This window comes from Pseudomonas sp., from assembly GCF_037994325.1.
Taxonomy (GTDB): Bacteria; Pseudomonadota; Gammaproteobacteria; order Pseudomonadales; family Pseudomonadaceae; genus Aquipseudomonas.
Genome location: NZ_JBBNAH010000283.1, coordinates 1 through 13,574, shown reverse-complemented (window position 1 = coordinate 13,574; position 13,574 = coordinate 1). Strand labels below are relative to the sequence as shown.

Below are 13,574 nucleotides of genomic sequence, written 5' to 3'. Positions count from 1 at the left end.
TCACTGCTACGACCAGCCGACTGATCTTGCCACCAAAGAAAACCGCCGCCTGCCAGGGCGAGCAGCAGCAGAAAGCAAACCAAGCGCAGCAGGTTTTGCGACAGACGCATCGGCTCTTCAATACGCCCAAGGCCGTGGACATTACTGCCCGACGCGTTGGTGCCGGTGTATTGGTCAAACTCCTGAACGATCAGGGCCTGATCCATACCCAGCAATTTGGCGTAGGCGCGCACGTAGCCACGGGCAAATGTGTGCCCCGGCAACTGATCAAACTGACCGGCTTCCAACTGCCCCAGACGCTGGGACGTCAGATTGAGCTGGCCGGCTATGTCAGCCAGCGACCAGTTTTTGTTCTCGCGGGCCTTACGCAGAGTCTCGCCAGGGTTGCTGCGAGAAACAGCTAGAGCTTCGGGATGCACCGCTTTCATCATTGCTCCGACATGTATTGCTTGTATTCCGGCGTACCGGGATACAGGCGTTTGAGCTGCAGACCGAGGGTTGCCGCTTTATCTCGGTCATCAAAGATCTTGGCCAGGCGTGCGCCCAACAACAGGCTCTCGGCGTTCTGCTCGGCGAGCGCGCTGAAGGCGTCGTAGTACTTGCGCGCGGGGACGTATTCTTTATCGTCGTAAGCCATCTTCGCCAGCTCCAGATGCGGCTGGGCTTGACGGCGATTAAGGCGCAGCGAACGCTGGAAATACTCTTTGGCGCCCGCACGATCATTGAGCTTGAGGGCTACCTGGCCGAGGTTCTGCAACACCCGCGAGCGCTCGGGATACATATTGTCTTTGACTGCTTGCAGGTAGCGATCTCTAGCTTCCTCGTAACGGCCTTGCTCATAAAGAAACGCGCCGTAGTTGTTCAGAAAGCGCGAATCCGGGCGGCTAGAAATGGCTTTGCGAAAGTGCTGGTCTGCCAGTTCGGGCTCCATTTCGGTCTGAAACAGAATGGCTAGCGCACCGTTGGCGTCGGCGTTACTGGGGTCAAGCTCAAGGGCCTTTTTCAATGGCACCTTGGCCTGCTCGGTATTGCCCTGATTGAGATAACCGATACCCAACTGAATGTACGCATCACGCGCTTCGTCACGCCCTTTGTCGGTTTTCATCGGATCGACATGACCCGTGGAGACACAGCCAAACAGTAAGCCAGTGAGCAGAAGCAGCAGCGCAGTGCGCAATGTCATAGGTTTCCTACCTTAGGTTCGGTTTGCAGCGGTATTTGGAGCGTCAGCCTCGTTGCTCAGTTGGCGCACCGCGATATAACGCTCACTTCGGCGCGTACGGTCCATAACCTGGCCAACCAGTTGCCCGCAGGCGGCATCAATGTCTTCGCCGCGCGTGGTACGCACGGTGACGTTGTGCCCTGCTTTATACAGCAGGTCCTGGAAGCGGCGAATACTGTTATTGCTTGGCCGCTCGTAACCGGAATGGGGGAAAGGGTTAAACGGGATCAGGTTGATCTTGCAAGGAATGTCCTTGAGCAACTCGATCATCTCTTCAGCGTGCTCGGTGCGGTCGTTGACGTCTTTGAGCAAGGTGTACTCGATGGTCAACACGCGCTTCTCGCCAAGCCGCGCTACATAACGCTTACAGGCCGCGAGCAAGACTGCCAGAGGATACTTCTTATTGATCGGCACCAGCGTGTTGCGCAGCGCATCGTTGGGCGCATGCAGCGACAGGGCCAGGGATACGTCGATCACTTCGCCGAGCTTGTCGATCATCGGCACCACGCCCGAGGTCGACAACGTCACCTTGCGCTTGGAAATGCCGTAACCGAGGTCGTCCATCATCAAGTGCATGGCGGCGACGACGTTATCGAAGTTCAGCAGCGGCTCGCCCATGCCCATCATCACCACGTTGGTGATAGCACGGTCGACTTTGGCCGGAATGGTGCCGAACGATTTATTGGCGATCCACACCTGGCCGATAATTTCGGCCGCCGTCAGATCGCTATTGAAACCTTGTTTGCCAGTGGAGCAAAAACTGCAATCCAGCGCGCAACCGGCCTGCGAAGAAACGCAGAGGGTGCCGCGATTGCCTTGGGGAATGTAGACGGTCTCGACACAACTGCCGGACGCCACACGTACGACCCATTTGCGGGTTCCGTCGGTGGAGATGTCTTCACTCACCACCTCCGGCCCACGAATCTCGGCACGGGCCTCGAGCTTTTCGCGCAAGACCTTGCCGACATTGGTCATGGCTTCGAAATTATCGACGCCAAAGTGGTGAATCCACTTCATCACCTGACCGGCACGGAAACGCTTCTCCCCGATAGAGTCGAAGAATTGTTCCATCTCAGGCTGGGTTAACCCCAGGAGATTGATTTTGCCGGTAGCTTCAGTCATGTCTTCACCCTCGCCCGTTCGCTAATTAGCGAATACGTGCAGTTACTTCGGTAGCAGCGAAGAAGTACGAGATTTCGCGAGCTGCAGCGGCTTCGGAGTCCGAACCGTGAACGGCGTTAGCGTCGATCGATTCAGCGAAGTCAGCACGGATGGTGCCAGCAGCTGCTTCTTTAGGGTTGGTAGCGCCCATCAGTTCGCGGTTTTTGGCAATGGCGTCTTCGCCTTCCAGAACCTGAACAACAACTGGGCCGGAGATCATGAAAGCAACCAGTTCACCGAAGAAACCGCGAGCGCTGTGCTCAGCGTAGAAACCTTCAGCTTCGGCTTTGGACAGTTGTTTCATTTTCGAAGCAACGACGCGCAGGCCGGCTTTTTCGAAACGGGTAACGATCTCGCCGATTACGTTTTTAGCAACGGCGTCGGGCTTGATGATGGAGAAAGTGCGTTGAACAGCCATGTGAAGCTCCAGAAACTATGAGTTAAGCCAAAAATTAAACCCGCGAATTATACGCGGGTTCGGGTTAAATGCGTAGGGCTCACGCCCAAGGGTGGTGCGCTCAGTCGGCTTCTTCAATCCACGCCGCTTGAATCGCTTCCAACACCTTTTCACCACCACGCTTCGGATCGTCGCTGAACTCTGGCAGGGCAATCACCCAGCGTTGCAGGTCGACAAAGTTAACGTAGCGTGGATCCACGTCAGGCTTGCTGTCGACCAGTTGAATCGCAATCTCCAGTACATCAGTCCACTTCAGACTCATGACAGTTCCTTGAAATCAGTGCGGCGCTTCGGCGGCGTGGTTAAGCGAGTATTTCGGAATTTCGACGGTCAGGTCTTCAGTGCCGACCAAGGCCTGGCACGCCAGACGTGATTGCGCTTCCAGTCCCCAGGCGCGATCAAGGAAGTCTTCTTCCAACTCGTCCGCCTCTTCCAGCGAGTCAAAACCCTCACGAATAATGCAGTGACAGGTGGTGCAAGCGCAGACGCCGCCACAGGCACTTTCCATTTCAATATGGTGTTCGTGAGCCAGTTCCAGAATAGACGTGCCAGGCTCAGCTTCTACAACCAAGCCCTCAGGGCAGAACTTCTCGTGGGGCAGAAATATGACCTGCGGCATCAGTTATCCTCGATTTCATCTAGTTTGCGCCCCGCCAGAGCGGCTTTCACCGTCGAGTCCAGGCGCCGAGCAGCAAAAGCGTCGGTGACCTGCGACAGACGCTTGGTCTGCTGCTCAATCGCGTAGCCATCGCTGCCTTTTAGCAATTCAGCCAATTCTTGCACTTGCAGATCGATAGCCAGGCGCTCGTCGGCGTCGAGCAACCGCTCACCATCGGCCTCGATAGCCGCCTCAACGGCTTCGATCAGGCGCTGGGCATCCACTTGCTGTTCACGCAGCACGCGGGCGACTTTGTCATCGCTAGCGTTCTGGAAAGAGTCGGTCAGCATGCGGGCAATTTCGCCATCGGTAAGGCCATAGGACGGCTTCACCTGAATACTCGCCTCCACACCGGAGGCCAACTCACGGGCCGCCACGCTCAGCAAACCATCGGCATCGACCTGAAAGGTCACGCGAATTTTCGCTGCACCGGCCACCATCGGCGGAATGCCACGCAGCTCGAATCGAGCCAGGGAGCGGCAATCGCTGATCAGCTCGCGCTCACCTTGCAGCACATGAATCATCATGGCTGTCTGGCCATCTTTATAAGTGGTGAAGTCCTGCGCACGGGCCACGGGAATGGTGGTGTTGCGCGGGATAACTTTCTCCATCAGGCCGCCCATGGTTTCCAGCCCCAAGGACAGCGGAATCACGTCGAGCAACAACAGTTCGCCGCCATCGCGCTTGTTGCCGGCCAAGGTATCGGCCTGAATGGCCGCACCAATGGCGACCACTTGATCAGGATCGATATCGGTCAACGGCTGGCGGGCAAACAGCTCACCGACAGCAGCACGAACGCGAGGTACGCGGGTCGAGCCGCCAACCATTACGACCGCTTCAACGTCTTCGATTTCGATACCCGCATCACGCACGGCGCGACGGCAGGATTTCAGACTGCGCTGCAGCATAGGCTCGATCAGGCTATCAAAATGCGCACGGGACAATTCACCGCACCATTGGCCGTAAGTCACTTCAACCGCATCAGCCGAGGTCAACGCTTCTTTCGCGGCACACGCCGCTTGCAACAAGCTGCGTTGCGCGCCAGGGGCGATATCGGCGGAAAGACCCGCCTGCTCAACGATCCAGCCAGCAATCGCGTGGTCGAAATCATCGCCACCCAGGGCGCTGTCGCCACCAGTGGCCAGCACTTCAAATACGCCGCCAGTCAGACGCAGAATCGAGATATCAAAGGTGCCGCCGCCAAGGTCATAGATAGCGACTACGCCCTCTGCTTTCTGGTCCAGACCATAAGCCACGGCAGCTGCGGTCGGCTCGTTGAGCAAACGCAACACGTTCAAGCCCGCCAGACGCGCCGCGTCCTTGGTGGCTTGGCGTTGAGAATCGTCAAAGTAAGCCGGCACGGTGATCACCGCCCCAACAAGCTCGCCGCCCAACGCCTCTTCGGCGCGCACGCGCAGCACTTTGAGGATATCTGCCGACACTTCCACCGGGCTTTTCGGGCCCTGCACGGTGTCGATAAAGGGCATATGGGATTCACCGCCGACAAAGCGGTAAGGCAGCTGTTCGCCCAACTGCTTGACGTCTGCCAGGCCACGCCCCATCAGGCGTTTGACCGACAGCACGGTATTGAAAGGATCACTGGCGGCAGCCGCCTTGGCCGACTGACCAACCTCAACGCGATCGCTGTGATAGCGCACAGCGGAGGGCAAAATAACCTGGCCAGCGGCATCGGCCAGCGGTGCGGAAATACCGCTGCGCAGCGCAGCAACCAGTGAGTTGGTGGTGCCCAGGTCAATACCCACCGCCAGGCGGCGTTGGTGCGGTTGCGGGCTTTGCCCGGGTTCAGCGATCTGCAGTAATGCCATGCTTGTCTGCGCATCAGGCGCGCCGCCGAGGCAGCGCGGAAGTTAATCGTCGAGGCGCTCTTCCAGCTGGCGCACTTCGTAGCTGAGCTTGTCGAGGAACTGCATGCGGCGAACCAGGCGCTCGGCCTCGTCCACGCGCGCAGCTACATCCCAACAGGCGGCGAAACGGTCATTGAGCTCGTCCTGAGCAGCCTTCAAACGCCGCTTGAAGGTGGCGACACCGGCCAGGTCGGCGCTGTCCTGCAAGTCTTCCAACTCCTCACGCCATTGCATTTGCTGCATGAGAAATTCTGGGTCTTGCACGGTGACTTCCAGCGGCAACTCATGGCCACGCAACGCCATCAGATAACGGGCGCGCTTGGGTGCGCTTTTCAGCGTTTGGTAGGCGTCATTCAGGCTAGCGGAGTGCTCCAGCGCCAACCGTTGCTCGCGCTCGGACGCATCAGCAAAACGGTCGGGGTGCACGCTGCGGGCCAGCTCGCGATAACGCACGGCAAGCTGTTCAAGATCCAAGCGGAAGCTCGGCTGCAGTTCAAACAAAGCGAAGTGACAGGGGGTGCCCACAGCAAGCCTCAGATGTTGAAGCTCTCGCCGCAGCCACATTCGCCGCGCACGTTAGGGTTGTTGAACTTGAAGCCTTCGTTCAAGCCTTCTTTAACGAAGTCCAGCTCGGTGCCGTCGAGGTACACCAGGCTTTTCGGGTCGATGATCACTTTCACACCGTGACTCTCGAACACTTGGTCTTCGCCCTGCGCTTCGTCAACGAACTCCAGAACGTACGCCAGGCCCGAGCAACCGGTGGTGCGAACACCCAGACGAATACCGTCACCTTTGCCACGCCCGTCGAGGGAGCGACGCACGTGTTGGGCCGCCGCTTCGGTCATGCTGATAGCCATGGGAACTCCTTGATCGTTTACGACCGCCGGTTAGAGCAGGCCTTTCTTCTGCTTGTAATCACGAACCGCCGCTTTGATAGCGTCTTCGGCAAGTACGGAGCAGTGAATTTTCACCGGCGGCAGGGCCAATTCTTCGGCCAGCTGGGTGTTTTTGATGGTTTCGGCTTCATCCAGGGTTTTACCCTTCATCCACTCGGTAGCGAGGGAGCTGGAAGCGATAGCCGAGCCGCAGCCATAGGTTTTGAACTTGGCGTCTTCGATAACGCCTTGATCGTTGACCTTGATCTGCAGGCGCATCACATCGCCGCACGCCGGAGCGCCGACCATGCCGGTACCGACATCAGGATCTTCCGCGTCCATCTTGCCGACGTTGCGGGGGTTCTCGTAGTGGTCTATGACCTTTTCGCTGTATGCCATGATTCAGTTCTCTCTCATCAGGAGCAGGTGCCGCTCTGCTGGCAGCTAATTAGTGTGCCGCCCATTCCACCTTGGAAATGTCGACACCTTCTTTAAACATGTCCCACAGCGGCGACAATTCGCGCAGCTTGGTGACCGCCTCGCGCACTTTCGCCGCGGCGTAATCAACTTCTTCCTCGGTAGTAAAACGGCCGAAGGTGAAGCGGATGGAACTGTGTGCCAGTTCGTCGTTGCGGCCCAGGGCGCGCAGTACGTACGAAGGCTCAAGGGAAGCCGAGGTGCAAGCCGAGCCGGAGGAAACGGCCAGGTCTTTGAGCGCCATAATCAGCGACTCGCCTTCCACATAGTTAAAGCTCAGGTTGAGGTTGTGTGGCACACGAGCCGTGCTGCTGCCGTTCACATAAAGCTCTTCGAGACCATCAACCTGCTTGAAGAAACGCTCACTCAGTGCAGCGATACGCTGGTTTTCCTGGGCCATTTCTTCTTTAGCGATACGGAAGGCTTCGCCCATGCCGACGATCTGGTGGGTCGCCAGGGTGCCCGAACGCATACCGCGCTCATGACCGCCGCCGTGGGTCTGAGCTTCCAGACGCACACGTGGCTTGCGGCTGACGTACAGCGCGCCAATGCCTTTAGGGCCGTAGGTTTTGTGGGCAGAGAAGGACATCAAATCGACCTTCAGCTTGCTCAGATCAATCTCAACCTTACCGGTGGATTGCGCCGCGTCGACATGGAACAACACGCCGCGCGAGCGAGTCAGTTCGCCGATGGCAGCGATATCGTTGATCACGCCGATTTCATTGTTCACGTGCATGATCGACACCAGAATGGTGTCTTCACGCAGCGCCGCTTCGATCATGGCGGGGGTAATCAAGCCATCTTCTTGCGGGTCGAGGTAGGTAACTTCGAAGCCTTCGCGTTCCAGTTGGCGCGTAGTATCCAGCACGGCTTTGTGCTCGATCTTCGAGGTAATGATGTGTTTGCCTTTGCTCTTATAGAAGTGCGCAACACCCTTGATAGCCAGGTTGTCGGACTCGGTGGCACCGGAGGTCCAAACGATTTCGCGCGGGTCGGCACCGACCAATTCCGCGACCTGACGACGGCCGTTTTCCACAGCTTCTTCAGCCTTCCAGCCAAATACATGGGAGCGCGAGGCCGGGTTACCGAAGTTACCGTCGACCAGCAGGCATTCGCTCATCTTCTGCGCCACACGCGGGTCAATCGGCGTGGTCGCGGAGTAATCGAGATAAATCGGCAATTTCATGGGTGTTCTCCTAATCAGGTAGTGGCCTAGGGGCCAGGCGCCCTACTCAATCAATGGCGGACGCTTCAATTTTATCCATGCGTGGCGTTCTGCCTGAGCAGTGACGCTGATCCTGGCGTCTGGCGATGTCTTGCACTTCGTGACGGGTGACAAGGTCGGCCAAACTGATACCGCTAAGAAATTCGTGAATTTGCTGGCTGAGGTCGGACCACAAGTGATGGGTCAGACAGGTGTCGCCATCGTGGCAACCGCTCAAACCTTGGCAGCGCGTGGCATCAACAGACTCGTTCACCGCGTCGATCACCTGGACGACTTGAATGCCGCGCATGTCACGCGACAACTGATAGCCACCACCAGGACCACGTACGCTGGACACCAGATTGCCGCGACGCAGCTTGGCGAATAGTTGCTCGAGATAAGACAGGGAAATGCCCTGACGCTCGGAAATATCCGCCAGAGAAACCGGACCATGCTGGGCATGAAGCGCCAGATCAAGCATGGCGGTCACGGCGTATCGGCCTTTGGTAGTCAATCGCATGGTTTGTACCGCGAGATCACTGAATATGCCGCAAGTATGCTATTCCCGAGTATTTAGGTCAACTATAAGACCTATTAAAATACTCGGGATTGCGCGAAATGGAGGGCGCGAATAATAGCAAAAAACTACGCTCAGGCGCGATTAGGCGGCAGGCTTGTCGCCTAGACCTTTGCAGACGTCGTCGAAGTCTTCATCGCGCAGCGCAGGCAGCTCCTGGGCGCAGTAGTCGCTGCCCAACGCCTTCAACGCCGAGCACATACCTTCGAGACGACCGTCCACCGCTTGCAGGTGATCAAGCATTTGCCCGATAGCCTTGGCGACAGGGTCAGGCATGTCTTGGCTAACGCCGTAGGCATCAAAACCAAGCTTCTCGGCAATGGCCTGACGCTTGGCCTCAACCTCATCATCAGCTTTAACGATGATGCGACCGGGAATACCCACAACCGTGGCGCCAGCAGGCACCGCCTTGGTCACCACCGCATTGGAGCCAACCTTGGCATTGGCGCCCACGGTAAATGGCCCCAACACTTTGGCGCCCGCCCCCACCACCACGCCACTTTCCAACGTCGGGTGGCGCTTGCCTTTATTCCAGCTGGTGCCGCCGAGGGTCACACCTTGATAAAGGGTGACGTCATCGCCGATCTCGGCGGTTTCACCGATAACGATGCCCATGCCATGGTCGATAAAGAAGCGTTTGCCGATTTTTGCACCGGGGTGAATTTCGATACCGGTTAACCAGCGACCGAAATTCGACACCATGCGCGCCAGCCACTTCCAGCCCGCCACCCACAGCCAACCGGAGAGGCGATGCAACCAGATGGCGTGCAAGCCTGGGTAGCACGTCAGAACTTCAAAAGCGTTACGCGCCGCCGGGTCACGATGGAATACGCTTTGAATATCTTCTCGTACGCGCTCAAACATCTGTACTTCTCCGCTTGTGGGGCTCACCGCGTGCAGCCTTTTGAGTCTCGGTCAAAATGCCACGCAGAATATTCATTTCCGACTGACTAACCGCACTACGGGCAAAGAGCCGACGCAGGCGCGACATCAAGTGCCGGGGATTTTCCGGATCGAGAAAACCGATCTGTACGAGCGTGTTTTCCAGGTGCCCGTAAAACAGTTCCAACTCGTCCATAGTCGACAGCTGCTCGCTGCGTGGCGAGGCAACTTCAGCCTTCTCGGGGCGCTTGCTTTGGCCCTGATCAGCCAGCCAGGCCATGCGCACTTCATAGCAGAGCACCTGCACGGCGGCGGCAAGATTCAGTGAGCTGAACTGCGGATCTGACGGGATATGCACATGGTAGTGACAGCGCTGCAGCTCGTCATTGGTAAGGCCGGCGTATTCACGACCAAACACCAGTGCCACCTCCCCACCCTCAGCCGCCCGCTGCACCGCGTGAACGCCACACTCACGCGGATCAAGCATCGGCCAGGGCATACGGCGATCACGGGCGCTGGTCCCGAGAACCAGCGTGCAGCCAACCAACGCCTCCTCAAGGGTGGCGACCACTTGCGCCGACTCGAGAATGCCATCGGCACCCGAGGCTCGAGCGCTAGCTTCATGGCTGGGAAAATCCTGCGGGTCGACCAACACCAGGCGCGACAGCCCCATGTTTTTCATCGCCCGCGCGGCCCCGCCGATATTGCCGGGATGACTGGTATTGACCAAAACCACGCGGATATTTTCCAGCACCACAGGCGCTCACACAGACATAAAGGGAGGCAAATCTTACAGAACCACCCCAGCAAACACCATGCGAGCTACAGGCGGCTCTTCTTCATTTAAGGTTTTCTGATAGACTGCCCGGCTTTCTTTAACGACCCAGGTGACCCTCCATGCAGCCAATGCTGAATATCGCGCTGCGCGCCGCCCGCAGCGCCAGTGAATTGATCTTCCGCTCCATCGAGCGCCTGGACACCATCAAGGTCGATGAAAAAGACGCCAAGGACTATGTGTCCGAAGTCGATCGTGCTGCTGAAACCAGCATCATCACCGCCTTGCGCAAAGCCTATCCAACCCACGCCATTCTCGGCGAAGAAACCGGCCTGCACCCAGGCAGCGGCGAAGGCGAAGACTATCTGTGGATCATTGATCCATTGGACGGCACTACCAACTTCCTGCGTGGCATCCCGCACTTCGCGGTCAGCATCGCCTGCAAATACCGTGGCCGCCTTGAGCACGCCGTGGTTCTCGACCCGGTTCGCCAAGAAGAATTCACTGCCAGCCGTGGCCGTGGCGCCCAATTGAACGGTCGTCGTCTGCGCGTAAGCGGCCGCACCAGCCTGGAAGGCGCCCTGCTCGGCACCGGTTTCCCGTTCCGTGACGACCAGCTGGACAGCCTCGACAACTACCTGGGCATGTTCCGCAGCCTGGTTGGCCAGACCGCCGGCATCCGCCGCGCTGGCGCTGCTAGCCTGGACCTGGCGTACGTTGCCGCCGGCCGCTTTGATGCATTCTGGGAAGCAGGCCTGTCCGAGTGGGACATGGCTGCAGGCGTATTGCTGATTCAAGAAGCAGGCGGTCTGGTCAGCGACTTTACTGGCGGCCACGAATTCCTCGAAAAAGGCCATGTGGTAGCGGGCAACACCAAGTGCTTTAAAGCGGTACTTACCGCCATCCAGCCACACCTGTCAGCCGCGCAAAAACGCTAAGCTCACAGGCAATAAAAAACCGGCGCTTGGCCGGTTTTTTATTGCCTGAAAATCAGATCGGTTACTGCACCGGCTGATTTTGACCGAGGATCAACTGCCCGGTCTTTTCATCCACGGGAATCTGACTGCCTGGATCACGATCCATACGCACCTGATCCACTTTGCCATTCAATTGGTACTTCACGTTGTAGCCGACCAGCTTGTCGCTGGTATCGGTAACCGTGTTGCACTTGGTTTCGGTGGTTGTATAGGTGTCACTCTCTTGCATGTTCTCCTGCACCTTGTTGCCGGCATAACCACCGCCAACAGCGCCGGCCACGGTGGCGATTTTCTTGCCGTTACCGCCGCCGACCTGGTTACCCAGCAAACCGCCTGCGACTGCGCCCAGCACGCTACCTACAATTTGGTGTTGGTCTTTGACCGGCTTTTGCCGAGTCACGGTGACATCTTTGCAAACCTGCCGTGGAGTCTTGATGGTTTCGTTGATCGGCTCTACCGCGAGCACTTTCGCGTACTCAGGGCCACCGCCCACCAAGCTATAAGTTGCAACAGCACCACCGGCGGTAACACCTACCGCGCCAAGCACCGCACCAACTAGCATCGACTTGTTCACTTCAAACCTCCTGGTTTACGGAGGTGCCGTAGCACCTTTCTCCTAGCCTTGGAGTCCATTTCCTACAGTCAGTTCAAAAATCATTTGGCAAAAAAAACCGCGGCACACGCTAAGCGCGACCGCGGTCACAGTGCAGAGCTAAAGCTTAAGGACGTTCGTCCACCGCCTCAGTCGTGGTCGGCGGAATAAGGTCTTCCGAATTCAGGTTCAGCCAGATCAACACCACGTTAGCGATATAGATCGACGAGTAAGTACCAGCCAACACGCCGATAAACAGCGTGATGGAGAAGCCATACAGGTTGTCACCACCCCAGATCAGCAACGCGCCAATGGCCAGCAACGTAGAGATCGAAGTCGCCATGGTCCGCAGCAAGGTTTGCGTGGTGGAGATGTCGATGTTCTCGATCAGCGTGGCTTTGCGCAGCACGCGGAAGTTTTCCCGTACCCGGTCAAATACCACGATGGTGTCGTTGAGCGAGTAACCGATGATCGCCAATACCGCCGCCAAAACGGTAAGGTCGAAGGTGATCTGGAAGTAGGAGATCACGCCCATCGCCACGATCACGTCATGGATCAGCGAGGCAATGGCACCGAGACCAAACTTCCACTGAAAGCGGAAGGCCAGGTAGAGCATGATGCCGCCCAAGGCCATCAACATGCCCAAGCCACCTTGGTCGCGCAGCTCTTCACCTACTTGCGGCCCAACGAATTCCACGCGTTTTACGGTAGCGGGGTTATCGGCGTCCACGGCACGCAAGGCATCGGCCACGCGGGTACCCAGTTGCGGATCGTCACCAGGCATACGCACCAGCAGTTCGTTGGCAGCGCCAAAGCTTTGCACTACCGCATCATTGAAACCAGCCTTCTGCAGCTCTTCACGCACCTGCAACAGGTTGGCGTCACGCTCGTAGGTCAGCTCAATCAGCGTACCGCCGGTGAAATCCAGACCGTAGTTGAGGCCTTTGTGGAACAGGCTGAACAGCGCAATGGCGGTGAGCAGCACGGTGAAACCGAACGCAATGTTGCGCACGGCCATAAACTTAATCGTACGTTTCATAGCGGCCCCTTAGATCCACAACTTCTTGAAGTCACGACCACCGAAAATCAGGTTAACCATGCCGCGGGTAACCATGATGGCGGTGAACATCGAAGTGACGATACCCAGCGACATGGTCACGGCGAAGCCTTTGATCGGCCCGGTACCCATGGCGAACAGGATGCCGCCGACCAACAAGGTAGTCAGGTTGGCGTCGAGGATCGCCGCGTAGGCACGGTCGAAACCCTCGTGAATGGCGCGCTGGATCGACATGCCATTGGCGATCTCTTCACGTATCCGCGAGAAGATCAGCACGTTGGCGTCCACCGCCATACCCATGGTCAAAACGATACCGGCAATACCTGGCAAGGTCAGCGTTGCGCTCAACAGTGACATCAGCGCCAGCAGCATGACCATGTTAAAAGCCAGAGCGATGGTGGCGAGGATGCCGAAGAAGCGGTAGATGGCGATGATAAACAGCGACACCAGCAGCATGCCCCACAGGGATGCATCAATACCTTTGGTGATGTTGTCCGCACCCAGGCTTGGGCCGATGGTGCGCTCTTCAGCGAAGTACATCGGCGCCGCCAGACCACCGGCACGCAGCAACAGGGCCAACTCGGACGATTCGCCCTTGCCTTCCAGGCCGGTAATACGGAATTGGCTGCCCAGTGGCGATTGAATGGTCGCCAGACTGATGATTTTCTTCTCTTCTTTAAAGGTCTGAACAGCTACATCTTGCTCAACGCCATTAACCACTTGCTTGGTGTACGTAGTGGTTGGCTTCTGCTCGATAAAGATCACCGCCATGCTACGACCGACGTTGGTACGGGT

General features: G+C 57.5%; 18 protein-coding genes. 1 reads left to right on the top strand and 17 read right to left on the bottom strand.

Annotation, left to right across the window (positions count from 1 at the left end; translation table 11 throughout):
• From AAAB16_RS09545 to trmJ, 14 genes are all read right to left on the bottom strand, one after another.
• Window positions 1–428: helix-turn-helix domain-containing protein (locus AAAB16_RS09545; protein WP_340663117.1), on the bottom strand; the 428-nt coding region annotated here is incomplete at its 3' end.
• Window positions 428–1,183 (bottom strand): type IV pilus biogenesis/stability protein PilW, encoded by a 756-nt coding sequence (pilW, locus tag AAAB16_RS09540; RefSeq protein WP_110616468.1) that lies wholly within the window; start codon window positions 1,181–1,183, stop codon window positions 428–430. The genes pilW and AAAB16_RS09545, both read right to left, overlap by 1 nt.
• 12 nt (window positions 1,184–1,195) lie before the next feature.
• Window positions 1,196–2,344 carry a 23S rRNA (adenine(2503)-C(2))-methyltransferase RlmN gene (rlmN, locus tag AAAB16_RS09535; RefSeq protein WP_340663116.1) on the bottom strand — a complete coding sequence of 383 codons (1,149 nt, stop codon included), beginning with the start codon at window positions 2,342–2,344 and terminating at the stop codon, window positions 1,196–1,198.
• Between the two features lie 25 nt (window positions 2,345–2,369).
• Complete coding sequence (gene ndk, locus AAAB16_RS09530; RefSeq protein WP_110616470.1) at window positions 2,370–2,801, bottom strand: nucleoside-diphosphate kinase; 432 nt, start codon at window positions 2,799–2,801, stop codon at window positions 2,370–2,372.
• Between the two features lie 100 nt (window positions 2,802–2,901).
• Window positions 2,902–3,102: a Fe-S cluster assembly protein IscX gene (gene iscX / locus AAAB16_RS09525; protein WP_340663115.1), complete on the bottom strand. Its 201-nt coding sequence runs from the start codon at window positions 3,100–3,102 to the stop codon at window positions 2,902–2,904.
• Window positions 3,103–3,117: 15 nt separating this feature from the next.
• Window positions 3,118–3,459 carry an ISC system 2Fe-2S type ferredoxin gene (gene fdx / locus AAAB16_RS09520; protein ID WP_340663114.1) on the bottom strand — a complete coding sequence of 114 codons (342 nt, stop codon included), beginning with the start codon at window positions 3,457–3,459 and terminating at the stop codon, window positions 3,118–3,120.
• Window positions 3,459–5,324 (bottom strand): Fe-S protein assembly chaperone HscA, encoded by a 1,866-nt coding sequence (gene hscA, locus AAAB16_RS09515; protein WP_340663113.1) that lies wholly within the window; start codon window positions 5,322–5,324, stop codon window positions 3,459–3,461. Before hscA ends, fdx begins: the two co-directional genes overlap by 1 nt.
• Window positions 5,325–5,366: 42 nt before the next feature.
• Window positions 5,367–5,888, bottom strand: a complete 522-nt coding sequence (gene hscB, locus AAAB16_RS09510; RefSeq protein ID WP_340663112.1) for a co-chaperone HscB — start codon at window positions 5,886–5,888, stop codon at window positions 5,367–5,369.
• Between the two features lie 8 nt (window positions 5,889–5,896).
• Window positions 5,897–6,220, bottom strand: coding sequence for an iron-sulfur cluster assembly protein IscA (gene iscA / locus AAAB16_RS09505; protein WP_122494105.1), 324 nt, complete (start codon window positions 6,218–6,220; stop codon window positions 5,897–5,899).
• A 30-nt stretch (window positions 6,221–6,250) separates the two neighbouring features.
• A complete protein-coding gene (gene iscU, locus AAAB16_RS09500) occupies window positions 6,251–6,637 on the bottom strand; it encodes a Fe-S cluster assembly scaffold IscU (protein WP_108095972.1) in 387 nt (128 codons plus the stop codon).
• A 49-nt stretch (window positions 6,638–6,686) separates the two neighbouring features.
• Window positions 6,687–7,901: an IscS subfamily cysteine desulfurase gene (locus AAAB16_RS09495; RefSeq protein ID WP_108095973.1), complete on the bottom strand. Its 1,215-nt coding sequence runs from the start codon at window positions 7,899–7,901 to the stop codon at window positions 6,687–6,689.
• A gap of 46 nt (window positions 7,902–7,947) precedes the next feature.
• Window positions 7,948–8,439 carry a Fe-S cluster assembly transcriptional regulator IscR gene (iscR, locus tag AAAB16_RS09490; RefSeq protein WP_110616477.1) on the bottom strand — a complete coding sequence of 164 codons (492 nt, stop codon included), beginning with the start codon at window positions 8,437–8,439 and terminating at the stop codon, window positions 7,948–7,950.
• Between the two features lie 141 nt (window positions 8,440–8,580).
• On the bottom strand, window positions 8,581–9,360 hold the full coding sequence (gene cysE / locus AAAB16_RS09485; protein ID WP_340663111.1) for a serine O-acetyltransferase: 780 nt from the start codon (window positions 9,358–9,360) through the stop codon (window positions 8,581–8,583).
• Window positions 9,353–10,132, bottom strand: coding sequence for a tRNA (cytosine(32)/uridine(32)-2'-O)-methyltransferase TrmJ (gene trmJ, locus AAAB16_RS09480; protein WP_340663118.1), 780 nt, complete (start codon window positions 10,130–10,132; stop codon window positions 9,353–9,355). The genes cysE and trmJ overlap by 8 nt, the downstream gene beginning before the upstream one ends.
• Before the next feature lie 143 nt (window positions 10,133–10,275).
• Here trmJ and suhB point away from each other — a divergent pair, with 143 nt between their 5' ends.
• Complete coding sequence (gene suhB / locus AAAB16_RS09475) at window positions 10,276–11,091, top strand: inositol-phosphate phosphatase (RefSeq protein ID WP_340663110.1); 816 nt, start codon at window positions 10,276–10,278, stop codon at window positions 11,089–11,091.
• 61 nt (window positions 11,092–11,152) lie between these two features.
• Here the strand turns inward: suhB and AAAB16_RS09470 are convergent, their stop codons facing one another.
• The 3 genes from AAAB16_RS09470 to secD form a co-directional block, all read right to left on the bottom strand.
• On the bottom strand, window positions 11,153–11,704 hold the full coding sequence (locus tag AAAB16_RS09470) for a glycine zipper 2TM domain-containing protein (RefSeq protein WP_340663109.1): 552 nt from the start codon (window positions 11,702–11,704) through the stop codon (window positions 11,153–11,155).
• Window positions 11,705–11,849: 145 nt separating this feature from the next.
• Window positions 11,850–12,761 carry a protein translocase subunit SecF gene (gene secF / locus AAAB16_RS09465; protein ID WP_110616481.1) on the bottom strand — a complete coding sequence of 304 codons (912 nt, stop codon included), beginning with the start codon at window positions 12,759–12,761 and terminating at the stop codon, window positions 11,850–11,852.
• A gap of 9 nt (window positions 12,762–12,770) precedes the next feature.
• Window positions 12,771–13,574, bottom strand: an 804-nt coding sequence (gene secD, locus AAAB16_RS09460; RefSeq protein ID WP_340663108.1) for a protein translocase subunit SecD, incomplete at its 5' end; no start/stop codon positions are given.

What these genes read in the sequence shown, in the direction of transcription:
- cysE (WP_340663111.1), bottom strand. Translation starts at nt 9,360, where the DNA reads ATGTTTGAGCGCGTACGAGAAGATATTCAAAGCGTATTCCATCGTGAC.
- iscX (WP_340663115.1), bottom strand. Translation starts at nt 3,102, where the DNA reads ATGAGTCTGAAGTGGACTGATGTACTGGAGATTGCGATTCAACTGGTC.
- iscA (WP_122494105.1), bottom strand. Translation starts at nt 6,220, where the DNA reads ATGGCTATCAGCATGACCGAAGCGGCGGCCCAACACGTGCGTCGCTCC.
- iscU (WP_108095972.1), bottom strand. Translation starts at nt 6,637, where the DNA reads ATGGCATACAGCGAAAAGGTCATAGACCACTACGAGAACCCCCGCAAC.
- rlmN (WP_340663116.1), bottom strand. Translation starts at nt 2,344, where the DNA reads ATGACTGAAGCTACCGGCAAAATCAATCTCCTGGGGTTAACCCAGCCT.
- hscA (WP_340663113.1), bottom strand. Translation starts at nt 5,324, where the DNA reads ATGGCATTACTGCAGATCGCTGAACCCGGGCAAAGCCCGCAACCGCAC.
- AAAB16_RS09495 (WP_108095973.1), bottom strand. Translation starts at nt 7,901, where the DNA reads ATGAAATTGCCGATTTATCTCGATTACTCCGCGACCACGCCGATTGAC.
- fdx (WP_340663114.1), bottom strand. Translation starts at nt 3,459, where the DNA reads ATGCCGCAGGTCATATTTCTGCCCCACGAGAAGTTCTGCCCTGAGGGC.
- secF (WP_110616481.1), bottom strand. Translation starts at nt 12,761, where the DNA reads ATGAAACGTACGATTAAGTTTATGGCCGTGCGCAACATTGCGTTCGGT.
- suhB (WP_340663110.1), top strand. Translation starts at nt 10,276, where the DNA reads ATGCAGCCAATGCTGAATATCGCGCTGCGCGCCGCCCGCAGCGCCAGT.
- pilW (WP_110616468.1), bottom strand. Translation starts at nt 1,183, where the DNA reads ATGACATTGCGCACTGCGCTGCTGCTTCTGCTCACTGGCTTACTGTTT.
- iscR (WP_110616477.1), bottom strand. Translation starts at nt 8,439, where the DNA reads ATGCGATTGACTACCAAAGGCCGATACGCCGTGACCGCCATGCTTGAT.
- ndk (WP_110616470.1), bottom strand. Translation starts at nt 2,801, where the DNA reads ATGGCTGTTCAACGCACTTTCTCCATCATCAAGCCCGACGCCGTTGCT.